General features: G+C 49.6%; 24 protein-coding genes. 3 read left to right on the top strand and 21 right to left on the bottom strand.

Annotation, left to right across the window (positions count from 1 at the left end):
- Window positions 1–3: 3 nt before the first annotated feature.
- Together QP339_RS02395 and QP339_RS02390 are read right to left on the bottom strand one after the other, a co-directional pair.
- Entirely contained in the window at window positions 4–390 is a 387-nt protein-coding gene (locus tag QP339_RS02395) for a hypothetical protein (protein ID WP_284910268.1), read from the bottom strand.
- Window positions 383–940 carry an NUDIX hydrolase gene (locus QP339_RS02390; RefSeq protein ID WP_284910267.1) on the bottom strand — a complete coding sequence of 186 codons (558 nt, stop codon included), beginning with the start codon at window positions 938–940 and terminating at the stop codon, window positions 383–385. The genes QP339_RS02395 and QP339_RS02390 overlap by 8 nt, the downstream gene beginning before the upstream one ends.
- Window positions 941–1,110: 170 nt before the next feature.
- On the opposite strand from QP339_RS02390, the gene QP339_RS02385 reads away from it, so the two are divergent.
- The 3 genes from QP339_RS02385 (at window position 1,111) to QP339_RS02375 (ending at window position 3,180) form a co-directional block, all read left to right on the top strand.
- Window positions 1,111–1,677 (top strand): 5-bromo-4-chloroindolyl phosphate hydrolysis family protein, encoded by a 567-nt coding sequence (locus tag QP339_RS02385; protein WP_284910266.1) that lies wholly within the window; start codon window positions 1,111–1,113, stop codon window positions 1,675–1,677.
- 14 nt (window positions 1,678–1,691) lie between these two features.
- Entirely contained in the window at window positions 1,692–2,855 is a 1,164-nt protein-coding gene (locus QP339_RS02380) for a toxic anion resistance protein (RefSeq protein WP_284910265.1), read from the top strand.
- A gap of 76 nt (window positions 2,856–2,931) precedes the next feature.
- Window positions 2,932–3,180, top strand: coding sequence for a GlsB/YeaQ/YmgE family stress response membrane protein (locus QP339_RS02375; protein WP_070429985.1), 249 nt, complete (start codon window positions 2,932–2,934; stop codon window positions 3,178–3,180).
- A gap of 495 nt (window positions 3,181–3,675) precedes the next feature.
- Here the strand turns inward: QP339_RS02375 and QP339_RS02370 are convergent, their stop codons facing one another.
- The 19 genes from QP339_RS02370 to rpmF all read right to left on the bottom strand — a co-directional run bounded on the left by QP339_RS02370 (window position 3,676) and on the right by rpmF (window position 24,018).
- Window positions 3,676–3,888: a cold-shock protein gene (locus QP339_RS02370; RefSeq protein WP_284910264.1), complete on the bottom strand. Its 213-nt coding sequence runs from the start codon at window positions 3,886–3,888 to the stop codon at window positions 3,676–3,678.
- Between the two features lie 4 nt (window positions 3,889–3,892).
- Entirely contained in the window at window positions 3,893–6,676 is a 2,784-nt protein-coding gene (gene ileS / locus QP339_RS02365) for an isoleucine--tRNA ligase (RefSeq protein ID WP_284910262.1), read from the bottom strand.
- Between the two features lie 305 nt (window positions 6,677–6,981).
- Window positions 6,982–7,764 carry a DivIVA domain-containing protein gene (locus QP339_RS02360; protein ID WP_284910261.1) on the bottom strand — a complete coding sequence of 261 codons (783 nt, stop codon included), beginning with the start codon at window positions 7,762–7,764 and terminating at the stop codon, window positions 6,982–6,984.
- Between the two features lie 16 nt (window positions 7,765–7,780).
- Window positions 7,781–8,569 (bottom strand): YlmH family RNA-binding protein, encoded by a 789-nt coding sequence (locus tag QP339_RS02355; protein ID WP_284910260.1) that lies wholly within the window; start codon window positions 8,567–8,569, stop codon window positions 7,781–7,783.
- Between the two features lie 466 nt (window positions 8,570–9,035).
- Entirely contained in the window at window positions 9,036–9,287 is a 252-nt protein-coding gene (locus tag QP339_RS02350; protein ID WP_083294330.1) for a YggT family protein, read from the bottom strand.
- Window positions 9,280–9,816, bottom strand: a complete 537-nt coding sequence (locus QP339_RS02345) for a cell division protein SepF (protein ID WP_284910259.1) — start codon at window positions 9,814–9,816, stop codon at window positions 9,280–9,282. Before QP339_RS02345 ends, QP339_RS02350 begins: the two co-directional genes overlap by 8 nt.
- An 11-nt stretch (window positions 9,817–9,827) precedes the next feature.
- Window positions 9,828–10,499 carry a YggS family pyridoxal phosphate-dependent enzyme gene (locus QP339_RS02340; RefSeq protein WP_070617739.1) on the bottom strand — a complete coding sequence of 224 codons (672 nt, stop codon included), beginning with the start codon at window positions 10,497–10,499 and terminating at the stop codon, window positions 9,828–9,830.
- 2 nt (window positions 10,500–10,501) lie between these two features.
- On the bottom strand, window positions 10,502–11,767 hold the full coding sequence (gene ftsZ, locus QP339_RS02335) for a cell division protein FtsZ (protein WP_070485703.1): 1,266 nt from the start codon (window positions 11,765–11,767) through the stop codon (window positions 10,502–10,504).
- Between the two features lie 28 nt (window positions 11,768–11,795).
- Window positions 11,796–13,208, bottom strand: a complete 1,413-nt coding sequence (gene ftsA, locus QP339_RS02330) for a cell division protein FtsA (RefSeq protein WP_070617736.1) — start codon at window positions 13,206–13,208, stop codon at window positions 11,796–11,798.
- 431 nt (window positions 13,209–13,639) lie between these two features.
- Window positions 13,640–14,911, bottom strand: a complete 1,272-nt coding sequence (locus tag QP339_RS02325; protein ID WP_284910258.1) for a cell division protein FtsQ/DivIB — start codon at window positions 14,909–14,911, stop codon at window positions 13,640–13,642.
- Window positions 14,912–14,930: 19 nt separating this feature from the next.
- Window positions 14,931–16,034 carry an undecaprenyldiphospho-muramoylpentapeptide beta-N-acetylglucosaminyltransferase gene (gene murG / locus QP339_RS02320; protein WP_070617729.1) on the bottom strand — a complete coding sequence of 368 codons (1,104 nt, stop codon included), beginning with the start codon at window positions 16,032–16,034 and terminating at the stop codon, window positions 14,931–14,933.
- Between the two features lie 18 nt (window positions 16,035–16,052).
- Entirely contained in the window at window positions 16,053–17,450 is a 1,398-nt protein-coding gene (murD, locus tag QP339_RS02315; protein ID WP_284910257.1) for a UDP-N-acetylmuramoyl-L-alanine--D-glutamate ligase, read from the bottom strand.
- Between the two features lie 9 nt (window positions 17,451–17,459).
- Window positions 17,460–18,407, bottom strand: a complete 948-nt coding sequence (gene mraY / locus QP339_RS02310; protein WP_284910256.1) for a phospho-N-acetylmuramoyl-pentapeptide-transferase — start codon at window positions 18,405–18,407, stop codon at window positions 17,460–17,462.
- 25 nt (window positions 18,408–18,432) lie between these two features.
- Window positions 18,433–20,574 carry a penicillin-binding protein gene (locus QP339_RS02305; protein WP_284910254.1) on the bottom strand — a complete coding sequence of 714 codons (2,142 nt, stop codon included), beginning with the start codon at window positions 20,572–20,574 and terminating at the stop codon, window positions 18,433–18,435.
- Window positions 20,571–20,996, bottom strand: a complete 426-nt coding sequence (gene ftsL, locus QP339_RS02300) for a cell division protein FtsL (protein WP_284910253.1) — start codon at window positions 20,994–20,996, stop codon at window positions 20,571–20,573. The genes QP339_RS02305 and ftsL overlap by 4 nt, the downstream gene beginning before the upstream one ends.
- A 25-nt stretch (window positions 20,997–21,021) precedes the next feature.
- Window positions 21,022–21,978 (bottom strand): 16S rRNA (cytosine(1402)-N(4))-methyltransferase RsmH, encoded by a 957-nt coding sequence (rsmH, locus tag QP339_RS02295; RefSeq protein ID WP_284910252.1) that lies wholly within the window; start codon window positions 21,976–21,978, stop codon window positions 21,022–21,024.
- Between the two features lie 14 nt (window positions 21,979–21,992).
- A complete protein-coding gene (gene mraZ, locus QP339_RS02290; protein ID WP_070617712.1) occupies window positions 21,993–22,424 on the bottom strand; it encodes a division/cell wall cluster transcriptional repressor MraZ in 432 nt (143 codons plus the stop codon).
- Window positions 22,425–22,686: 262 nt separating this feature from the next.
- Window positions 22,687–23,064, bottom strand: a complete 378-nt coding sequence (locus QP339_RS02285) for a DUF3397 family protein (protein ID WP_067972090.1) — start codon at window positions 23,062–23,064, stop codon at window positions 22,687–22,689.
- A 768-nt stretch (window positions 23,065–23,832) separates the two neighbouring features.
- Window positions 23,833–24,018, bottom strand: coding sequence for a 50S ribosomal protein L32 (gene rpmF, locus QP339_RS02280; protein WP_083272321.1), 186 nt, complete (start codon window positions 24,016–24,018; stop codon window positions 23,833–23,835).
- Window positions 24,019–24,025: the final 7 nt, after the last annotated feature.

Genomic DNA, 24,025 nt, shown 5'->3' with positions numbered 1-24,025 from the left:
CTCCTATACAAAAAATGCAATCAAGGTAACAATGATAATTCCTAAGAGACTGAGCCCAATTCCCCAGTTGAGGTATTCATCAATCGGTCTTGGGTCAGGCTTCTGGTCGGCCTGGTCGTCCAGCTGCTTAGCTTCCTGACCCTGGCGCCAGTGCCAGGTCCTGCCCCGGTCTGAAGACTTAGCCGGCTTGGACTTGGTCCGGGGGCGCTGGCTGGCTTGGGAAGCGGGACGAGCTTTTTGCTTGGGCTTTTTGCTGGCAGCCGCTGCTTTCGGCCGAGACTTCTTCGCCCCTTGTCCGGCTTCCTGCTTGGCTTCTTCTAAGGCCTTTTCTCTTTTTTTCTTTTGGTATTTGCGATAAGACTGTCGAGTAATTAGAGGATCTTTAGCCATGATTTCCTTCCTTCAATAGTTGCTTTTCTAAGTATTGGATGGCATAGATGGTCTTCATGTCACAGATCTCCCCGCTAGCGGCAGCTTGCTTGGCTTCACTCAAGCTGAGACGGAAGACTTCGATATGTTCATCCGCATCCTGGGGCCTAGGATTGCTGACTGTTTCTAAGCCGCGACAAGAGTAGATCTGCAGGTATTCATCCAAGTAGCCGGGCGAAACATAAAATTTATCCAGGGTCTGCCAGTCCTCGGCCTGAAGCTGGGTCTCCTCTTCCAGTTCACGCTGGGCAGCGGCGAGGAAATCTTCCCCGGGATCAACTAAACCAGCTGGAATCTCAAGAATCGGCCGTTCAATAGCCTTACGAAACTGCTTAACCAAGACCAGCCGCTGGTCCTCATCGATAGCAATAATGCCAACTGCTGGGGCATGGTGGATGATTTCGCGATTGGCCTTTTCACCATTGAAAATCTCCACAGTCTGCTTCTCTAAGGTCAGTAGACTCCCCTCATAAATCACTTCACTACTTAAAGTTTTTTCACCAATTTCCATGACCTACCATCCTTTCACAAAATTATCACTTTATATTATACATGGAAAATTATAAATATTCTTCTAAATCCACTCTCCCTTGCTAGCTAAGCAAAGTCATCCCTAAGACGGATGGGCCAGGGAGAATTCCTTGCTATAATAACATTAAAATTAGTAAAGAAGGCGGTTTAATGAAGAAAATATGTAAAAGAACTTGGGACCAGGTCCTCTACAGTCCCTTCAATGTCTTATTGATTCTAGCGGCCTGGTGGCTAGACTTAAAGTTCTGGCCGACCCTAGCGACCATCCTGCTAGTCAACTTTGCCATCTGCTACTATCTTGAAAAACGACATTCAGCCCCCCATCTCTCTCGGAAAAATTACCAGCACTATAAGGAACATGGCCTGTCCGACCAAGACATCCAGTATTTTCGCCAGGAGATGGCAACTAGCCTAGAGCAAATCGAACGGATCTTAGCCCTCCTCGCCCAAACAGGCAGGAAGTCGCATGGTCAAGTCAAGGCCCAAGAGATCAAGGCCTACTTCCATGCCATCCAGCAGGACCCCCATTTATTGGCTGATTCAGCGGACTTTCGCTACCAGCTCCTCCCTAGCTTAGAGAAGGAATTGTGCCACTACCAACTCTTAACCACAGCTCGGGAAGACGCCAGTGAACTGGCTGCCAGTCGCAAAGAACTCGACCGCTTAGGCAAGGAGATCCAAGCATCTTACAAAGACTTTCTTGCCCTCACTATCTAGAAGGAGTGTTGTTAATGACTCAGAATAATTTTTCTAATGATTTCGATGATCTATTAGCCCAGCCTTTTGCCCTCGACCAGGAGGAAGGAGAGCTCCAGACCCAAGCTCAAAAGCAGGATACAAGTCTCTTCGACCGCTTGTCGGATAAGGAAAAACAGCAAGCCCAGGCCATGGCCAAGATGATTGACGAAAAGAACATGTCCGGCTTAACCGCTTACGGCAGCAAGGCCCAGTCCAAGCTCAACCAATTCTCCCATGCCATGATCGACCAGGTTCGCAATAAGGATACTGGAGAGATTGGGGTCAGCCTGCGCCAGCTCATGGATCGCTTAAATGAGAGCGAGTTGAACAAGCTCCAACAAAATGAGACGAATCCCATTAAACGTTTCTTCAACCGGTCCAAGCTATCTCTCTATGAGGCCAACGCCAAATTCCAACAAGCCGCTGTCCAAGTCGACCAAATTGCTGACCAATTAGACCGCCACCAGGCCCAACTGCTCAAGGACAACCAAGACCTCGATGGCCTCTATGACGAAAACTACGAATTCTTCAAGGTGCTGAATATCTATATTGCAGCAGCCCAGCTCAAGTACCAAGAGCTCGAAGAAGAATTAATCCCTCAGAAGCTTCAAGAAGCCCAGGCAGCAGACAATCAAATGGTCGCCCAAGAACTTGCCGACCTCCGTCAATTCGCCAGCCGCCTAGAGAAGCGGATCTACGACCTCAAGTTAACCCGCCAAGTCTCTATCCAGCAGGCCCCGCAGATCCGCCTGATCCAAAATACCAACCAGGCTCTGGCTGAAAAGATCCAGTCCTCAGTTCACACGGCAATCCCTCTCTGGAAGAACCAGATGGCGATCCAACTCTCCCTCCAGCGGCAAAGCGATGCCCTCAAGGCCCAACAAGCAGTCACAGATACAACTAACCAGCTCCTCCGTCAGAATGCAGATATGTTGGAGCAATCTAGCTTAGAGATCAGCCGGGAAAATGAGCGGGGCATCATCGACATCGAAACCCTGGAACATGTTCAAAAGAGCCTGGTCCATACCATTGAAGAGACCTTCCAAATCCAACAAGAAGGCCGGAAGAAGCGCCAAGAAGCAGAAGGCCGACTCATCAATATGGAAGACCGACTCAAAGAAAGCTTGCTCAAAGATATGGACCGCCGCCAGGCCTAGAAACTGGGCCTGGGGCTAAGAATTGCTTCAAATACACGAATGTACTATAATTGTTATATATTAAAGAAGGAAAGGGATGAATCACATGCTTTGGACACTTATCTGGGGCGGTATCGTTGGTGCAATCGCAGGATGGATTGCAGGCAAGGATATCCCATTTGGAATTATCGGTAACATCGTTGCTGGTCTCATCGGCAGCTGGATTGGCGGTAAACTCCTACCCGTCTTCGGCCCAGTTTGGGGCGGAATTGCTATTATTCCATCCATCATTGGTGCCGTTATCTTAGTCATCTTAGTTTCTTGGCTCATGCGCCGCTTCGCATAAAACGGTAGTATAAGCTAAGAAAAACACAGGCTGTGTCCCTCCGGATACAGCCTTTTTATTTCAGGGTGTGAGAGGATGCGGGAGAAAGGGACCTCTGGAGTAAACGACCAGAAAAGGCTGGAAGCCTTCGACGGTCATTTACGAAGAGGAGCCCTTTCTGCATCCTCGAACCCAACTACAGGGTGTGAGGGAGCGCTTAGCTTTGGATACTTGGAGTAAGGCGGAATAAGGGCAAGTTATTGCCAAGCTACTTGCTAATGGGAGCCTTGTCCACAAGTTACCAGCAGTCGACTCGCTAATGGAGGCCTTATTCGCTAGTTGAACTCAGCCTACTTGCTAATAGAGGGTCCATTTGCTAGTAGCCACCAGTCAACTCGCTAATAGTGGCTTTGTTCACAAGTTGCTAGCCCAAGTCATGCTCACTAACAGACTTTATTAAATACAAAAACTGTGCGAAACCTAAATCCTAGGTCGCACAGTTTTATTTTCTAGCAATTATTGGTCAAGATGAATGTTCACAGCCTGTGGGCCGCGCTCCCCTTCCGCAATTTCAAAGCGGAGTTTTTGTCCTGCTTTGAGTTGGCGGCTGAAGGCCCCTTGGAGGGCAGAAGCATGGAAGAAGAGACTATCTTCTTCGGGATTTTGTGGGAGGTCAATAAAGCCATAGCCCTTATCAGCTGAATAAGATTTCACAATTCCTTGGTACATGAATTTACTCCTCTTCTTCTACTAAAGCTTGAGGGAAGTGTTCGCTGACAATGTCATAGCAGCGTTGGCAAAGCGTTGGTGCTTCAGGGATTTGACCCACACTTGGGTAAACGCCCCGGCAACGCTGGCAAACTTCACCGTCTGCCTGGGTCACCTCCAAGGCATAGTGGTCATAGTCATGGGCTTGGTCAGTCTTCTCTTCTAGCGGCTTGATTTCAACTTGGGAGACAATCAAGTAGGTCCGGAGTTGGTCGCCAACTTGGGCCAGTTTGCTTTGGGTATCCGCATCGGCATAGATAATCAGGTCAGCTTCAAGTGACTTTCCGATTAACTTAGTATTTCTAGCTTCTTCCAAGCTCTTGTTGACATCGTCACGGAAATCGAGGAAGGCATTCCAGAAGTCCAATAATTCTTGGCTGTTGCTGTAGTCTTTTAGCTCAGGGAATTCAGCCAATTGAGCATAGTCCGCCTCTTCATCCAGATATTGCCAGATTTCTTCAGTCGTATGTGGGATAACTGGTGTAAGCAAGAGGGTCAGGTCTCTAACCACTTGGTACATCACAGTTTGCATCTTCCGGCGGGCTGGGCTATCCGCTAATTCGATATAGGTCACGTCCTTGGAATAATCCAGGTAGAAGCTGGACATTTCCGTTGTCAGGAAGTTGAGGATACCTTGGTAGACGGTCATGAAGTCATAGCGGTCATAGGCAGCTTCCACTTCTTTAACCAGTTCATTGAGCTTGTTGAGCATGAATTGGTCGATGGGGTCTAAGTTATCATAGCTGACAGCATTTTCACTTGGCTTGAAGTCGGTCAGGTTACCCAGCATAAAGCGGATGGTATTCCGGATCTTGCGGTAAGCTTCAGACACTTGGCCGAGGATATCGTCAGAAATCCGCACATCGTATAAAGTATCAGCAGAAGTTACCCAGAGTCTCAGGATATCAGCCCCGCGTTGCTTGCAGACATCATTTGGTGACACGGTATTACCTAAGGACTTACTCATCTTGCGCCCTTCCCCATCATTAACGAAACCTTGGGAAAGTACGGCCCGGTAAGGTGCTTGGTCGTTGACAGCAACTGAGGTTAAGAGACTTGAGTTAAACCAGCCCCGGTATTGGTCAGAACCTTCTAGATAGAGGTCAGCTGGGAAGGTTAAATTATCCCGTGTCCCTAAAACGCCGGCGTGGGTTGAACCAGAATCAAACCAAACATCCATGATATCCATTTCCTTGGTGAACTGGCCATTCGGTGAACCAGGATGGCTGAAGCCTTCAGGAAGTAAGTCCTTAGCCTCCCACTCGAACCAGACATTAGAGCCATGTTCGCCAACAAGCTCTGCCACATGGTTAATGGTTTCTTCGCTAATAATTTCTTGGCCATCTTCGGCATAGAAGATAGGGAGCGGCACGCCCCATACCCGTTGGCGGGAGATCACCCAGTCGCCCCGGTCGCGGATCATATTGTAGATACGTTTTTCACCAGAAGGATGGAGCCAGTCCACTTCATTCTCAATGGCTTCAAGCGAACGGTCACGGATCTTATCAACGGAGCAGAACCATTGTGGGGTTGCCCGGTAGATGACAGGTTTCTTGGTCCGCCAGTCATGAGGGTAGCTGTGGGTGAAGTAAGACACATGGAGCAAGGCGCCAACTTCTTTTAACTTGGCGAGAACTTTTTCGTTCCCATCTTCATAGAAGACCCCTTCCAGGCCTGGCGCTTCGTCGGTATAGCAGCCTTGGTCGTCAATTGGCGACAGGGCGTCTAAACCGTAAGCTTGGCCAATGTAAAAGTCGTCTTCCCCGTGGCCAGGAGCGGTGTGGACCAGGCCAGTACCGGAATCTGCAGTGACATGGGTCCCTACCATAACAAGGGAATCCCGGTCATAGAAAGGATGCTGGGCCACCATGCGGTCCATATCAGAACCTTTAATTTCATCAATTTCTTGGTAGTCTTCCCAGGCTAAAGTTTCCGCTACGTCTTCTAGGAGCTCTTTAGCAATCACAAAATGACGGCCATCCACTTCAACCACGGAATAGATAAAGTCAGGATGGACGGAGATCCCTAGGTTAGCTGGCAAGGTCCAAGGGGTCGTGGTCCAGATAACGAGTTCGCTATCTTCTGGCAACTTGCCTTGGCCATCCTTTAACTTGAAGGCCACGTAGATACTTGGGGATTCTACATCCCGGTATTCCACTTCAGCTTCGGCTAGGGTCGATTCGCTAGATGGTGACCAGTAAACCGGGCGCTTGCCCTTGTAGATAAGACCCTTGGCGGCCATCTTCCCGAAGACACGGATTTGTTCTTCTTCAAATTTTGGATCCAAAGTCACATAAGGTTTGTCCCATTCACCGGCAACCCCTAAACGTTTGAAGTCTTCCCTTTGGCCTTCAATTTGTTTCCAAGCATAGTCTTCGCAGATCTTACGGAATTCTGCGGTTGACAAGGCCTTGCGGTCAACACCGGAATTGGTGACAGCTTGTTCAATAGGCAGGCCGTGGGTATCCCAGCCTGGTACATAAGGTGCCCGGTAACCTGACATGGACTTGGACCGGACAATAATATCCTTGGCAATCTTATTCATAGCATGGCCAATGTGGATAGCGCCATTAGCATAAGGAGGGCCATCATGGAGGACAAAGGGTGTCTTGTCCTTGTTTAAGGCTTGGCGCTTGCCATAGATATCTTGTTCTTCCCATTCCTTTTGCCGTTCAACTTCTTTAACTGGTAGGTTCCCGCGCATTGGGAACTTGGTTTTCCCTAAATTAAGGGTTTCTTTCATCTTCATGTTTTTCCCCGCTTTCTTTGATCCATATCCTGTACATAAAAAAAGCTCCATCCGCAAGGGACGAAGCGATCGTGGTACCACCCAAATTTAGTTGCAAGCAACTCTTAAAGCGTTAACGCCGCTAACGTCTCTGCCTACTCCAATTCAGCAGAGCCTCATTCGGATGATAATCTTAAGCTTAGCTTAGTCTGCTTCACAGCTACCGCAGATTCTCTGATAAGCGCCCCTTAAGACCGTGTTCCGTTCTGTTTTATATACATGGCTAATGATACTAAAATTCTTCTCATTTTTCAAGCCTAGACTTCTTAATCGTCCGGCTCGTCCGCATTCTTAAAGACTAATGCTTGCTTTTGCTCAGGGGCTGCCCCTGTTCCCTCTTGGTTTGACGTCTCGTCTTCGGCGGTTTGGCCTTGGGTGAGGTGCTCAACATCTTCGGGCTCGAGGACCTCCTTGACTTCATCAGGCATCACAGCTACTTGATCATTGTTGAAGAATTCTTCTTTCTGCTTGGCTTCATCGACTTGGGCATTGGCCAGGTCAAAGATCTCTGCCGCCTTGTCATTACGCACAGGCAGATCCAAGTCAGTAATCAATTCTTCCAGATTAGGGCACTGTCCCCGGGCTTCTTCGCGAGCGGTGAAAATCTTATCCCAGCGTTCATCTTCTAAGCTCTGTTGGCTATTGTGGATGAGTCCTAAGAGCTGCCCCCTTAGCACCTGGCCGTGCTGTTGGAGATAGGTTGTTTCGGTATCGACAGCCACAGCCCGTTCTGCTGCTTGGGTCAAGAGCTCATTGGCCGATTCTTCAGCCCGGCTGACAATCAGCTCAGCCTCATTGAGGGCTTCTTCTCGCAATTTATCTGCGGCTTCCTGGGCCACCACGATGGACCGGTTGAGGGCTGATTCCTTGCCCCGGAATTCATCCAATGCAGCATTCTTTTCGAAGATTTCTTGTTGCATGTACTGGTTTAAGGTTTCCAGATTATCCATGGCGTGTCTCACTTCTTGCAGGAAACTATCTACCTCTTGTTTGTCATAGCCTGATAATTTACTCTTGAAAGTCTTATCCTTTAAATCACTTGCATTCACTATCATCAACCTCTTTTCATTGATTCGCTAAATACTGGATGGCCAAGCGGACCTTGCCCTTCTTGGACTGGCCGAGAATCTGGTCGATATAGAGCCGGCCGTAGCCGCGGACACTGAGGGTATCGCCAACAGCCACTTCCCGGTCTACCCGGTCTTGGACCTGCCAGTTCTGCTTAATGGCCTTAGCCTGGACCAGTGACTTGGCCTTGGTTCGAGACAAGTTAAGAGCTTCAGCCAGGACTAGGTCCAAGCGCAAGGAGGCCGCACTAATCGTCCGCTCTTGCCAGTTCTCCTGACTCTGGACGCGGTCTGACCAAGGGACGGGCTGGAGCTCCACCTTGGCCCGGCCCATCCGGTCGACTTCCTGGATGAAGAAAGGCAGGAGCTCTTGGCTGCTAATGAATTGCCATCGCTCGCCATCGCTAAGGATATCTCCTAAAACCTTGCGCTCGAGCCCCTGTCCCAGCAAACTGCCCAGGACCTGGCGGTGGCTCAGCTGGTTAAACTTCTTGGCATAGGAAATCTCAACCAGGACCAAGTCGTAGTCCCCTTCTTCCGCTTCAAGATAAGGAGGATAGATGAAGAGGCGCTGGCGCTCTGCCTGGTCATAGCCACCCCAGAAAGCATAGCGATAGTCTGAATGCGACTTTCCCAGAACTGTTTGAGCAATTACCTGTTCTCTCGGATCGAGAAAGTCGGACAAAATAGGCCGGTATTGGTCAAGAACCTGGCCTTGCCAGTCTAGCACTTGTTCGACGAAATTTTTTTCTTCTGCAGGAAAATGTTGGAATAGGTCTCCCGACAAATCGGAGCCCTCCTTTCTTCACTCTTTCCTTTATTCTACACTAAGACTTGCCCAAGTGGAAAGAATTCGTTGAAAATTGCTGGCAAGATTGATAAAGTTCACAGCAGACTATAGGAAGTTGTGCTGGTTCTTTTATCAATTAGCTTGCTGGGCCTCCCTTGTGTCTAGCGACTTGCGAACAAGCCCTCCATTTGCAAGTAGGTTTGCGGCAACTTGTTAACAAGGCTCGCATTAGCAAGTAGCTTGGGGTCAACTTGCGAATAAAGCACCCATTAGCAAGTCGAAACTCTGCTAGCAAGATGCCTGAGATCACCATAACGAAAACAAGCTAGCAAGGTTTCTGCTAGCTTGTTAATTCTCACTTTAATCACTAATTCGGTTCATATCTAGTCAAGTTTGCAAAGGGAGAAAGGGCTCCTCTTCATAAAAATCCCTTTCTCCTGCATCCTCTCATATCCCTGTCCTCTTAATAAAAGATTGTCAGGCCACGTTGGGCTAATTGGAGCACGAGCAGACCAATCACTACATTGAAACTAATTCCTCCGAGTGAAGGAATGAAGGAATCAAAGAAGGAGATATAGGGCTCGGCCAGGCTATTGATCAATTGTCCTAACTTGCTATCTCTTGCTCCGGGAAACCAGGAGAGAAGGGCATAAATAATGAGAACAAAGCTGTAGAGCTGGATCAGTTCTTGTAGTAACCAAATGATATTAGTCATGGATGTCTTGTTCCTCCTTGAAAGGGTCATAACGGCGGTCGGACTCGTAACGATAATGGCTCGGATCGACTTGGTCTTCGTAGACCCCTTGGATGTCAATCGTCGCCGGAACAGCTAGGAAGACATCCTGGCCAATTCGCTGCATGTCACCATGGATAGCAAAGACCACACCCGCGATATAGTCGATAAAGCGGCGAGCATCGGCATCGTCCATCCGGTCAAAGTTCAAGATCACACCCTTGCCTTCTAAGAGCAGGTCACCGATACGCTCCGCTTCGCCAAAAATTCTCGGCAGGAAGATTTGAATCGTCTGTTGGCTTGCTTGACGGCCCCCATCCATACGAATTAATTTTTGATTGGTCTTCTTTGCTTGGTCAGCCATCTGAACATCCTCCTCCGGTTCAAAATCTTCTCTAGCCAAGGCATCTGCAGCTTCTGGGGAAGCCGCTAGGTCATCGTCGAAGGCGTAGTCCTCCACCTCTTGGTCGTCATTGATAAAAATCGATTGCACAAAGTCTTTAAATGCCATAAATCCCCCACTTATTCTTGGTACAAGGCAGAGCCTATCCGGACACAGGTCGCCCCTTCAGCGATAGCTAAAGGATAGTCCGAACTCATTCCCATGCTCAGTTCTTGGCAAGGGGCATAGGCTAGCTTCTTAGCTTGGATACTTTGCCCCAGCTCACGTAAGCGGCCAAAGTAGCTATGGATGGCCTCGTCGCTGGCGTCATGGGGAGCCATGGTCATTAAACCGACCACTTCCACTTTGTCAAACTTGGCCAGGTCTTCGATAAAAGCTTCTAATTCTTCTGGAGCCATTCCTGACTTGCTTTCTTCCCCTGATACATTGACCTGGACGAAACACTTGACGACATGGTCGGCTCGCTTTTGAATCTCTTTAGCAATCTTTAACCGGTCCAAAGCATGGAAGTAGTCCACTTCATTAATAACATCCTTGACCTTACGCGATTGCAAGGGGCCGATTAAGTGCCAAACACAGTCATCAGGCATGGCTGCCTTCTTCTCTAAAAGACCATCCACATAATTCTCAGCATAGTCTCTCAGTCCCACTTGGTAGAGTGACATGGTCTCTTCCACCGAATGGTACTTAGAAACACAAATCAGCCTGACATCCTCAGAGGCCAAGGCTGATTCCTGCTGCACAGTTTGAATCCGTTGGCGAACGGCCTGTACATTATCTTGGTAGGTCATGCTTACCGACGACGCTTTCTAAAGAATGGTGGGGTATCTAATTCATCCTCACCTAATTCATTGCCATAGCTTTCGTTCGGTGCATTGTAGTTGTTGTAGTCATCTCCAGCTGGGCGACGGTTATCGCGTGGTGCTTCCCAATCATCATAGTTATCTTGACGGCTTGGACGGGCTGGACGACTTGGGGCTTGTTTTTGCTCAAAGTGTTCAGGACGGTTGCCATAGTCACGGCTGGCTGCACTTTGGGCACCAGTCTTGAAGGCAGAGCTTTGACGGCTAGCTTTCTTTTCTTCATGGCGGCGTTCTTCGTCAATCCCAGTCGCAATGACCGTTACGATAACTTCATCATCCAAGTCTTCATTGATTGTTGTACCAAAGATGATGTTCACTTCTGAAGAAGAAGCAGCAGAAACAATATCAGCAGCATCTTGAGCTTCGAAGAGGGTCAAGTCTTCGCCACCAGCGATGTTCAAGAGAATTTGTTCTGCCCCATCGATAGATACTTCAAGTAATGGCGAGGAAATAGCTTTTTTGGTCGCGTCAGAGGTCCGGTTTTCACCTTGGCCAGCGCCAATCCCCATTAAGGCTGTCCCTTGGTCTTGCATCACGGTCCGTACGTCCGCGAAGTCCAAGTTCACATAGCCAGGCGAGGTAATCAGGTCAGAAATCCCTTGAACCCCTTGGCGTAAAACATTGTCAGCTTCACCGAAGGCTTCCCGCATTGGAGTCTTCTTGTCAACGATTTCTAATAAGCGGTTATTGGAGATTGTAACCAAGGTATCGACATGTTCCTTCATCTTGGCAATCCCTTCCGCAGCTGAGCGGCCACGCTTAGGTCCTTCGAAGGTGAAGGGACGGGTCACAACCCCTACCGTTAAAGCGCCTAATTCTTCTTTAGCGATTTGAGCGACGATCGGTGCGGCACCCGTACCGGTCCCACCACCCATACCAGCTGTGATGAAGATAAGGTCTGCCCCTTGCAGAGCTTCACGGATCTGGTCTTCACTCTCTTCAGCGGCTTTGCGGCCAACTTCTGGTTGGGCCCCAGCACCGAGTCCACGGGCAATCTTAGGCCCGAGGTGGATCTTCACGTCAGCGCTTGAGTGCGCTAAGGCTTGGGTATCGGTATTCGCTACAATGAACTCTACGCCACGTACATTTTCTTGGATCATGCGGTTAACCGCGTTGTTACCGCCGCCACCAACACCAATAACCTTGATGTTAGCGCCGCGTTCAAAATCTTGTAAATTGTCAAATTCTAAATCCATCTTTTATCCTCCTGAATCATTACTCGTCTTAGTTAAAGATATCTTCAAAAAAGCTCTTCACTTTATCAGCGAAGCCTTCATTGCCTTCTTTAGCCGCATGGTCGGCTGCTTGGCGAGTGCCCCTGCTTTCTTCTTCATGAAGTTCTTCCTCATAGCTAGCATAAGGCGCTTCAGGAACGCTCTCTGCTTGAACTTCATGGTCGACTTCCGGCTCGTAAGCCCGGACTTGAGGGCGGGTATAGCTTTCTTCCTCTTGCTTGGCTGCGTCCCGACTCCGGTTGTCAAAGTTATAACCTTGGGCCACATGGTAAATTTCTTCGAGACCCGAAGCATATTCCACCAGACCAACCGCCGTCGCGAACATCGGATTGCGCAGACCTACATGCTCAGGAATATAGAAACGCACTTCCGTTTCAAAATACTCTGAAGCCAGGTCAATCACGCCAGGCAGAGCAGCAGCCCCACCCGTGATAACCACGCCACCAGGTAGGTCAAAGGCTTCGACTTGGTCTAAGGCACGCTTAATCGTTTCCAAAATTTGCATCACGCGAGCTTCAATAATTTCAGAAAGATAGTGTTCGTCTACCTTAGCAGGCTCTTTCTTACCGATAATTTCAACTGGGAAAAATTCATTCTCGCTGGTATGGCGGGAATCCGCATAGCCGTATTCCAACTTAATCTGCTCTGCATTCTCGATGGTAGTGTTTAGGACAGTGGAGATATCTTTAGTGATATACTCCCCACCCTCTTGGTCGATGTAGGCAAATTTTAATTGTTTGTCATGGATAACGCTGGCGCTTGTTTGGCCACCACCCATGTCGATAATAATCGTTCCGAAATCTCTTTCCCCTTCAGATAAGGCTGCAGCTGCTGTTGCTAGGGGTTGAACGACCAAGTCGGCAATATTCAAGCCCGCATTCTCAACGCAGCGGCGAATATTGTGAATAATCGTCTTGGTCCCCGTAATCATGCTCGCATAGAGTTCTAAACGAACGCCAATCATCCCACGTGGGTCGCGGATGCCATCGAAACCATCAACCACGAACTCTTCAGGGATCACCGAAATGATCTCCCGTTCTGGTGGAACTGCACGTACTTTAGCTGCAGATAGGACATTGTTGACATCTTTGTCCGTGATTTCACGGTTCTCATTTGCCACTGCAATCATCCCATAACAAGGTTCTATGTTCACTTGATTACATGGTACGCCAACAATGACGTTTTTGATTTCACAGTTTGACTTGCGTTCAGCTTGACGGACAGCGCTCTTAATGGCTTCGACCGTTTTGTCGATATCCACAATCACACCCCGGCTCAAGCCTTCTGAACGTTCACTCCCAACACCGATGACATTCAGGTGTTGGTTCACATATTCGGCAACAACAACTTTTACTGAAGTGGTTCCAATATCGAGACTCGCATAAACTTTTGGTTGCACCATGTAATTGAAACCTCCAAATTCTTTAATCAATAATCAAGATATGTCTATATCGCTTCTATTTTAACATAAATAAAGTAGCAAAAGCAGTAAACTTTTCCTAAATCAATGAAAGAAAAGAAAGCTAGCAAGTGCCAAGCTTTCCTCTTGATAAAGAGACTAGGACCTGCTCCAAAAGCCAAGTTTTACTTCAAGTTCAGCAATGATAAAATTCCTTACCATCCTTGCAAACATCCAAAGCCTGTTAGCTTTTGTCACACTTTCCTCTTCATAGAAGCTATAAATATCAGATTATAATCAAGTTTACCATACAGAAATACCTATAGCAATCAGAAGCAAGCACCCCAAGAGGAAAAGCTGGGATTTGTCAAGAAATTCAAAAATAAAAAAGCGGAAAGAAAATTCCGCTTCTGACTTAATCGACTGAGTGTCTGCTACTGGGCCTGGCTGCTGACCTGAGCTCCGCTTGCTTGGCCAGCTGGTGCGACCTGGCTAGCCGGAACCTGGTCGGGAGTCGCCTGGCTGGCCGTGCTTGCTGCGCTGGCTGTGCCAGATGAACCAGCTGTACTAGCCTGACTCTGGCTCGAAGCACTTGATGACTGACCCGCTTCAGCCCTTGCCTCTGCTTGGTCCCCTTCCGCCTTAACTTCAATTTCTTGACGGTCCTCTTGGGCAGGCGATGGGTGGGCGGCTTCATAGGCCTCCTTCTCTTCTGGGCTGGCAAATGGATTATTGCCTGGTGTCAATTCGGTAAAGAAAATGCCCAGGTCCATATCCAAGAGCCCTTTTTGTCCGTCCAAGATTTCCAAAACTTGGTCATAGTACTGGAGATAGTCCACAAATTTCAGCATAAAGCCCGTGACAATATTCCCGTCCCGCATCTTTAGAGCGAGGTGGTTGGGATAATCAGCCGTTGAGATATTGTGGATCGATCCAATCTGCTGGAGGATACGGTCTGGCAACTTGCCTAACTGCTCCGCTAGTTTAAGGATTTGACCGTCATCGAAGTCTTCAAAGACCGGCAATTGCTTGTCGGGTTCAGACAAGGCCTTATCCAAGATCATCTGGTTTTCCAAGACCGGATAGTAGAAGTCCTTCTTCTTCACGTAACCGACTACCCGGTGTTCTTGGACATTGATCAAGACATTGCGCTGGTCGTCCAATTGGATGTTCACGCTCTGGACCTGAGGATAGGCGGTATTAATCCGCTGCATGGCGCTTTCCTGGAGGGATTCCACCCGGCCTAGGTTCATGGAAGGATGGAGGCCGGATACCCGGACCAGGTCTTCTTCCTTGATCTGCCGCGTCCCCCGCACTTGGATGCCGCGCACATGATTGAGCGGCGAGGCCAAGTAGATGGCGACTAACAGAAGAAAGATAAAGAAGCCATAGTAGGCCCAGCGTGTCTTAGTCGGCACCTTGGCTTTTTTCTTTTGCTTAGGGGGCTTAGGCTTGGCCTGGCCCTTGTCTTGACGCCCGAATTGGTCTTTGACCGACCGCCAAACTTTAAACCGCCGCCCCTGCTTCTTTGGAGCTTGGGGCTTTTGGCTGGCTGGTCGGGCCTGTTTTTTCGGCTGGGTTGCAGAGCTTGCTTGCGACTGAGGCGAGGAAGCTGGCGACGGCTGGCCTTCCTCCCGACCACTAACCCGGGATCTTGAGGGATGTGCTTTATTTTGATAACGTCGTCTTTCTTTCTCCCAGTCCATGCTGATCCCCCTTTAGGCTTTATTTTTCTTCGATGGCTGTCTCCAGGACCCGGCGGAGACGGTCCGCTGCATCTGGTACTCCGAGCAGTCGGGCTTGTTGGCTCATCTGTACCCGCTGGATATCGTCGGCCATCAATTCGTCAATCATTTCCAAGAAGAGGTCATTATTCAGGTCCTCTTCTAAGAGCATCTTGGCTGCCCGGTGGTCGACTAGGGATTCGGCATTGCGCTGCTGGTGGTTGCCCGTCACATTAGGGCTTGGAATCAGCAGGCTCGGCGTCCCCAGAGCCGTTAGTTCAGTTAACGTGGTTGCCCCTGACCGACAGACGACTAGGTCCACCGTATTAAAGAGTTGGGGCATGTTCTTGATATAAGGGACCACCTTGACATTGGTCAGCTGGTCCAAGTGATCAAATTCTTTTTGGTAGTCGTCGTAATAGATCTCACCCGTGGCGATCAGGACTTGGTAGGGCCGCTTGGTGAAAGCTTCCAGCGAGGCCATGACCGCATCATTAATCCGCTGAGCGCCCCGGCTACCCCCGAAGATCAGGAGCGTCGGACGGTTGTTGACCAGGCCATATTCCGTCAAATCAACCTTGTCAGAGATAGCAGCCACTTCCTGGGCTCGAGGATTGCCGGTATAGACAATCTTATGGGCATAGCGACTAAAGTCCGCCTTGACCCGGTCGAAGCAAATTGCAATCTTATCCACATAACGACTTAAAAACTTATTAGTAATCCCGGCTACCGAGTTCTGTTCATGGATCACGGTTGGCAGGCCCAAGTGTGAAGCGGCGTAGAGGACAGGCGCGCAGACATAGCCCCCTGTGCCGACTACTACGTCAGGTTGGAAGTCTTTCAAGAGTTTGCGGGCCGCTGACACACTCTGGAGCATATAAAAGGCCGTCTTCAAATTATCCATTGATAGCGACCGTTTCAGGCCTTGGATTCGGACTGTCTTGAAGGGGATCCCCTGTTCTGGCACAATCTTCGCTTCCATTCCCTGGGCGGTCCCAATATAGAGGAATTCAGCATCTGGGTAATGGGCTAGTATATTCTTCTGTAAGGCAAGTGCGGGATAAATATGGCCTCCCGTTCCGCCACCCGATAAGACAACGCGCATGCTTTCCATCCTTCCTATTTAATGATCCATTTTATTTTGGGCTAAGTGCTTGGCCGCTTGGACAAAGCGCTCGCCCCGCATTTCGAAATTGAGGTACTGGTCCCAAGAGGCACAGGCTGGCGAGAGCAAGATCACATCGCCGGCTTGGCTCTGGGCATAGGCCAAGTCAGTGGCTTCTTCAATATTCTTGGCATGGACATAAGGGATTTTCATGTCTTCAGCTAGCTTGGCAAAGCGGTCAGCTGTCTGCCCCATCACGACCATGGCCTTGACCTGGCCGAGTTCGGGCTTCAAGTCCTCTAAGCCAAGTCCTCGGTCGAGGCCTCCTGCAAGCCAAACGATAGGGGCTTGGAAGCTCCGCAAAGCTGTCTTCGCGGCGTCGTTATTGGTTGCCTTAGAGTCATTATAGAAGCGACGACCTTGGTAGTCCAAAACAAATTGCATCCGGTGGGCGACCCCATGGAAGCTCTGGCAAGCGGCTTGAATGGCCGTATTGGAAACACCTAATAATTTAGCAATGGCCATCGCTACTAGGGCGTTTTGGACATTATGGTCGCCAGGAATAAAGACCTGGTCCCGCTCGACAACGGCTTCTTCTCGCCACATCAAGCGCTGGTGAGCCCGGTCGTACCAAGCTCCTTCCCGGGACTGACCCGTTAGTGACACAGGAATAACTTGGGCTTGGGTCTCATGACGCTTGTCCCAGAGCACTGCCTGGTCGGCGTTCAAAAGCAGGTAATCGGAAGCCTCCTGCTGGGCCGTAATCTGCCACTTGGCCTCCAGGTAAGCTTCGATACTCCCGTGGTAGTCCAAATGTGTCGGATAAAGATTGGTAATGGCGGCAATCTTAGGCTTGAAGCTGCAGGTCCCCATCAATTGGAAACTGGAAAGCTCGAGCACCAAGCGATCGCTAGCCTTGGCATCCAGGGCCACATCCAAGGCCGCTAGACCGATATTCCCTGCCAGGTAATTCTTGCCCGGCAAGTCCGTCGCAGCTTCTAAAATATGAAAGGTCAAGGAAGCGGTGGTGGTCTTACCGTTAGACCCCGTGATACCAATAATTTCAGCTGGCGTCAGTTGGCCGACCAACTCAATATCCGTGTAGACCGGCAAGCCTTTAGCTTGGGCGGCCTGGACCATGGGATTGCTGTAGGGAATGCCAGGGTTTTTGACCATAAAGGCAAAGTCTTCCTCCAGCAATTCCACCGGGTGCGAGCCCGCAATGACCCGGACATTCTCTTCGATCAAGGTCTGGGCTTCCTTATTTTCTTCTAAGGGCTTGATATCATTAACAGTGACGAAGGCGCCCAGGTCCGTCAGGTGTCTAACCACGCTCATCCCTGTCATGGCCAAGCCTAGGACCAGGACTTTTTTATTTTTTAGCGATTCCCGATTAATTTCTAGTCTTTCTTCCATAATTTCCTCCTAGAAGATAGCGATGGCGATCAGTGCGCCGATAATTTGAACAGCCCAGAAGACTAGGTCGACCTTCCATTCAGACCAACCTAGCATCTCGAAGTGGTGGTGGATAGGACTCATCTTAAAGATCCGCTTGCCCGTCAGTTTGAAAGAAGCTACCTGCAAGATCACGCTGGCCGTCTCTGCCACATAAATAATCCCAGCAAAGAGCAGGGTCCACGGGTTACCAATCAAAAGAGAGAGAACGGCGAGCACCGCTCCCAAGGCCAAAGACCCCACATCCCCCATAAAGATCTTGGCTGGCTTCACATTGAAGAGGATAAAACCGAGCAAGGCAGCAATCATGGTCACGCAGAAAAGGGCAATTCCTTGCTCGCCAGCTTGGAGGGCCATGATTAAATAAGCAGCAAAAGAAATAATCCCACAACCTGACGACAGGCCGTCCAGCCCATCGGTAAGGTTAAAGGCATTGGAAAAGCCGGTGATCCAAAAAAGTAAGAAGAAGAAAATCAAGATGGGATGGCTCAGGCTGGCGATGTTGAAGATAGGGATTTCAACTTCCAAGCCAAAGAGGACAAAGATAAAGGACATCAGTGCCGATCCCAAGAGCTGGAGGACAAACTTCTGCTTGGAGGATAAGCCCTCATTTTGCTTCTTGAAAATCTTCAGAAAGTCATCCGCAAAGCCGATCCCGCCAAAGAAGAGGAGGGCGATGACAAGGGACCAAGCACTGTTAGACCAGTGCTGTTGGACAATACTCATCATCAAGATGGTGACCACACTGGCCCCCAAAAAGACCAGGCCCCCCATGGCTGGAGTCCCACTCTTGGCTTGGTGCCAGGCCGGCCCTTCTTCACGGATAGCTTGTCCAAACTGTTTCTGGTGCATGTACTTGATAAAGAAAGGCATGGCCAGCGTGGTGATGGCATAGCAGAAAATGAAACTTAATAGCATATCGAAACCCTTTCGTTGTTTTCAGTTAAGGTTGTTGGAGTTGTAGGAGGACTTGGTCGACTGATTCAATCGGTGTGTTCACATCCACACTCTGACCGACGACGAGCCCTTCGCCCTCAATCCGCACCGGGATGTTGAGGAGCTTGGCTAGTGCCTCGCTCTCGTTGCGTGTCAGACCGCTAAAGTCTGGCAGGCGGACGCCTTCATCAGTCAAGAGATAGACCTTCTTGGCCATAGAATAGTTACTCCCTGGCTTAGGTGACTGGTCGATGACCTGCTTGCCAGTTCCCAGGACTTCTACCTTGAGGAAGCCTTGGCGCTCTAATTCTTGTTGGGCAGCGCCCGGATTCTTCCCAGTCACATCGACCATCTCAGTCTGGTCATAGCCTCCTGTCTCAGCTAGCTTAGCATAATCTAGGGCCCGTGTTAATAGGGGAACAAAGATATCTGCTAACATGACTGCTGGTTGTTTACCATCCCCTGCCATCTTCGGTTTTTTGATGGTGAGGTAGAGGATGTATTGGGGATTATCAGCTGGGGCAAAACCAACTACCGAATAGAGGTAGTTAAAGCCTCCACTCAGATAGGTCTGCTTGTCCGTATCATAGATTTCAGCCGTCCCCGTCTTAGCCACAATCTCGGTGCCTTCCACGGCATACATTTGTCCGGTACCTTGGGGATCTTCGACCACCCGGCGCAGGTATTGGAGAGTCTTTTGGGCCGTTTCATTGGAGATCGGGGCGGCAATCTTCTCGGGTTGGACCACTTGCAAGTCGCCCTGGCTGTTTTCCATCCGGTCGATAATTTGCAGGCGCATCATCTCTCCCCCATTAGCAATGGCAGTGAAGGCCTGGACCATCTGCCAAGGCGTCACACGGAGACCCTGACCGAAGCCGGTTGAGACTTTTTCAATTTCATAGTCATAGGACATAGACCCCGCAACCTCTTCCTTGAAGACGGAGTTAGGTTTTTGCATGAGGCCAAATTCGTACATGTATTCCTTCCAAACATCATAGCCCATATCGCCCACTAATTGGACAAAGAGCACGTTGGAAGACCGGGCTACCCCGTCCAGCTGACTGATCATACCCCAGCCGACATGGTTGTAGTCGCGAATCACGCCGCCATCCACGCTGATAGCCCCTGACATATAGGTAGCATTAGGATCAAAGACCCCTTCTTCAATGGCAGCTGCCAGGGTCAAGACCTTCATGGTAGAGCCCGGCTCGAAAGATTCTTCGACGAGCAAGTTCTTCCACATGGTATCCAGCCCTTCCCGGGTCTGCGGGTTAAAGGTGGGGCGCTGGGTAGCCGCTGCGATCTTACCGGTCTTTGGGTCCACCAGCATGGCTGTTAGGTTCTCTGGCTTGTAGGTGTCATTGACCTGGGTCACCAGGGTCTCTAAATAGGTTTGTAAGCGAGAGTCCAGGGTCGTGTAGAGGTTCTGTCCATCCACAGGGGCGATTTGGTCATCTGCCGCCTCCTCTTCCTGGTCGTTTTGCTCGGCCTTGCTAAAGCTCACATAGCCATTCTTGCCTTGGAGTTCCTGGTCCTTGTTCTTCTCCAGACCCAGCTGGCCGACTAAGCGGTCATCCATGGCATTCTCAGCCTGCTTGAACTGGGCGTAGCCAACCAGGTGGGAAGCAAAGACCCCATTAGGATAGGACCGGCTCGGTGTTTCTCTAAATTCAATGCCTGGTAATTTTTCCTGGCGGATGGCGTCCATTTGGGCATAGGAGAGGTCTGACCCCGCATTGCCGAATTCTACCTGGTTAACATTCTTCGTTGAGAGGATCTTCAGGATCTCTTCCTTATCCATATCCAAGTGCTGGCTCAAGACCTCAGCCGTATGGTCACGCGTTTCTGCAGTAACGTGTTCAGCGTCCTGCCAAGCCTCGGTCAAGACGGCATACAATGAATAAGAAGTAGCATCCAGGGCGAGGGGGTTGCCACCGATATCATAGATGGTCCCCCGTTTAGCCGTTAAGATACTACTTCGTTGATACATGGCTTGGGCGCTCTGCTCGAGGTCCACTCCATTAACATGGCCACCGAGCATAATAAAGGCAAATCTCAAGATCAAGCTAGCGAAGAGGACGGCAACAGCGATCAGCATCCAATGTAGGAATTGACGCCGCTGTTTTCTTTGCTCTTGGCTTGTTTTCATTCTTCCACATTCCTTATATTGTCTTCATCCATGGTCAATCCTTGGTCTTTAGCGACCTCCATGACCCGGTCATAGTTACCAAGTTCGTTGACCTTCTGTTGGATATTATTCTTGTTATTCTGCACATCCGAAATTTGAGCCTGGATGCCTTTGAGTTCCTGGTCGGCCTGCATGTACTGGGCCTTGCTAGCAACGAGAAAGATCAGGCAGGCAGCAGTCGCCATGAACATGCTGATCAATTTGATCCAGTCCGCCGTCGTCAGAAAACGCTTCTGACTGCGTACTTTATGGGCTGGTTTTTGGACCAGGTGGACCTGACTTTTCTTGGGGCTAGATGGTTGATCCTCCAAGGGCGCCGCCTTCTCAGCTGGCATGGCATAGGCAAGACTTGCTTGTTCTGGGTGTAGTGCGAAGAGTCCCATGTTTTTTCTCCCTTCACGAGTGTGATTAATCGTTAATTCTTTCGATAACACGCAATTTAGCGCTTTGGGCCCGTGGATTATGGGCCAATTCTTCTTTTGATGGATAGATTGGTTTGCGGGTGACCAAGCGGTAGGAGGCCTCTTCCAGGTCCTGGGCGAGGATTGGAATATTGGCCGGTGGTTGGTCGACCGTCGAGGCGTCCTTGAAGAGCTGCTTAGCGATCCGGTCCTCCAGGGATTGGAAGCTAATGCAGGAAATCCGACCGCCGACCTTGAGCAAGTCCAAGGCCGCTTCTAAGGAATCTTCCACAGCGCCGAGTTCATCGTTAACCGCAATCCGAATAGCTTGGAAGACCCGTTTGGCCGGGTGACCGCCCTTGCGTCGGGCAGGAGCTGGAATGGCTTCTTTAATGAGCTCGACCAATTCGCCAGTTTCCTTGATCCGGTGGTCCTGGCGACGGTGCTCAATCTGCCGGGCAATCTGCTTGGCAAACTTCTCTTCACCATAGCGGTAAAAGATCTTAACCAGCTGGTCATAGGACCAGTCATTGACAATATCTTCGGCAGTCAAAGAAGCTGTTTGGTCCATCCGCATGTCCAAGGGCGCGTTCTGGTGGTAGCTAAAGCCCCGCTCGACTTGGTCCAGCTGGGGGGAGGAGACGCCCAGGTCATAGAGAACCCCATCCACACCGTCAACGTCCAAACGCGCCAATTCTTCCTTAAGATAGCGGAAGTTGCGGTGGATCAATTGCAGTTTGCCTTGGGCGATTTCTTCGGCAAATCGTTCTTTTGCATGTTGGATAGCTGTGAGGTCCTGGTCAAAGGCGTAGAGCCGACCTTGGTCAGACAAGTGGTCTAAAATCAGCCGGCTATGGCCCCCACCGCCCAAGGTACAATCCACATAGATGCCATCTGCTTTCACCTGCAGGGCCTCCACGCTTTCCTCACGCAGCACGGTAATATGTTTAAAGTCTTCTGTCACCCTAGGACCTCCTCCTATAAACCTAAGTCAAATAATTCTTCAGCAATATCTTCAAAGCTATCATCAAGTTCGTCTTGGTAGGCTTGCCAAGTGTCGCTACTCCAGATTTCTACCCGGTCCATAACGCCTACAATCTGGCAAGCCTTCTCAATCTGAGCATGGTCCAACAAGACCTGGGGGATGTTAACCCGACCCTGCTTGTCGACCGAAACTTCAACCGCTGCTGAATAAAAGAAGCGGGTGAAGGCCCGGGCCTGGCGTTTCACCAAGGGCAGGTCCTTTAATTTCGACTGGATCTGCTCCCAAGTGGCCAAGGGATAGGCGAAGATGCAGGCATCGAGCCCCCGGGTAAGCACAAAAAGCTCCCCTAATTCTTCCCGCAGTTTCGCTGGAATAATTAGACGACCCTTGCTATCGATATTATGTTTGTACTCGCCCATTAACATCTTATCGTCACCCTCAGCCTCAGCCCCGATGGTTTAAACCACTTTTCAAAGATTTAATTCCTAAATTAAGTTAAGTTTACCATAATCTACCACTTTGCACCACAATTCTCCACAATTTTTCCCCTTTCGTGAACAGACTAAACAAAAGTTTAAAGATTGAGGGGAAGATACAAAAAAAGGCCCCAAACCAGGAGCGGTGGGCTGCTGGCTTGGGGTCCATGGATTGATGGATTTCAATTGATTTAATATTTAGATAAGCAATCTAGGCGAAGATCAAAGCGAAGATCCGGTAGAAAACAAAGCCGTAATAGAGAAGAAAAACGATAATAAAACTTAGGTTGGACAGCCGACGCAGAAAGCGCCCCGGTGTGAAGGGCAGGTTATCGCGGAACTGGATGGCGAGGATGGCTAGGGCCAGAACGGAAACGATACCGAGCACAATAGGCAGGAAGGACCAGTGGAGAACCAATTGAGAGACGAGGTGGAAGCAGAGCCAGAGAATAGGGTGGACCACATCAATGACCACCAAGTTAATATGCTTGCCGTCCGACAAATAAGGCTTCCCATACTTAGCCACCAGGATAATGGTGAGGATGGGAAGGATATAGAGAATAATTTCAAACCAAGTAAAAGCTTCCATGAGCAACACCCCGTCTTTTTTCTTTTATTTTAGCATACTTTTAATAAGGAATGTGGCAAAAGTCTGTAAGCACTTACGCTAAGTTTTTGTAAGAGTAGTCCGGGCCTAGTTATTAGCTCTTGCTCACACCCTGTAGTCGGGTTCGACTTGGCAGAAGCTTCTCCACTTCACACGATCGAAACGTGCAAGAGGGGCTTGCCCTTTTTCGTTCGTGCTCCAGTGGTAAGCTTCTGACCGCCTTTTCTCGCACCCTATAGTCAGGTTCGCAAGAGCAGACTTGAAGTGATTTCAGCTCATCGAAACGTCTGACCAAGGTCAGCCTTTTTCGATGAGCCTCCAATCATTCAAGTCTGGGCGCTCTTGCTCACACCCTAGTTGGGCTCAGGCTAGCAGAAATAGCTCCTCTTCACCAAAATCTGTCGAAGGCCTTCAGCCTTCTCTGGCTTTTGGCTCCAGAGGTCTATTTCTCCCGCTAGCCTTCACACCCTTATTAGTCGGGTTCGACTTGGCAGACTCGGAGTGATTTCACAAGTCAGAAACGAGCGAATTCTTCGCTCTTTTTCTGACTTGCTCCAATCATCCGAGTCTAAGCGCCAAGTCTCACACCCTAACTAGTCGGGTTCGGTCGCTCAGCTTCCTTGTCACTTCACAAGTCTCCGCCGCAGTCTTGCAGACTGCTCTGGTGACTTGCTCCAGTGAAAGGAAGCTAACCGCGCGCCCTCACACCCTAACAAAAAAAGGCTGGGGATCCCAACCTTTCTAATCAACTTATTCAGCTGCTTCTTCAGTCATCACATCTTTACCGTTGTAGTAACCGCATGCTGGGCATACGTGATGTGATTTACGTAATTCGCCGCAGTTAGGGCATTCGTTCATACCTGGTACGTTTAATTTATAATGTGTACGACGTGAACGTTTTTTTGCTTTTGATGTTTTACGCTTTGGTACTGCCATCATTCAC

This window comes from Aerococcus sp. UMB7834 (genome assembly GCF_030215145.1).
GTDB lineage: Bacteria > Bacillota > Bacilli > Lactobacillales > Aerococcaceae > Aerococcus.
Note: the sequence above shows the minus strand (reverse complement) of the source record. Positions and strands in the feature narration are given on the sequence as shown.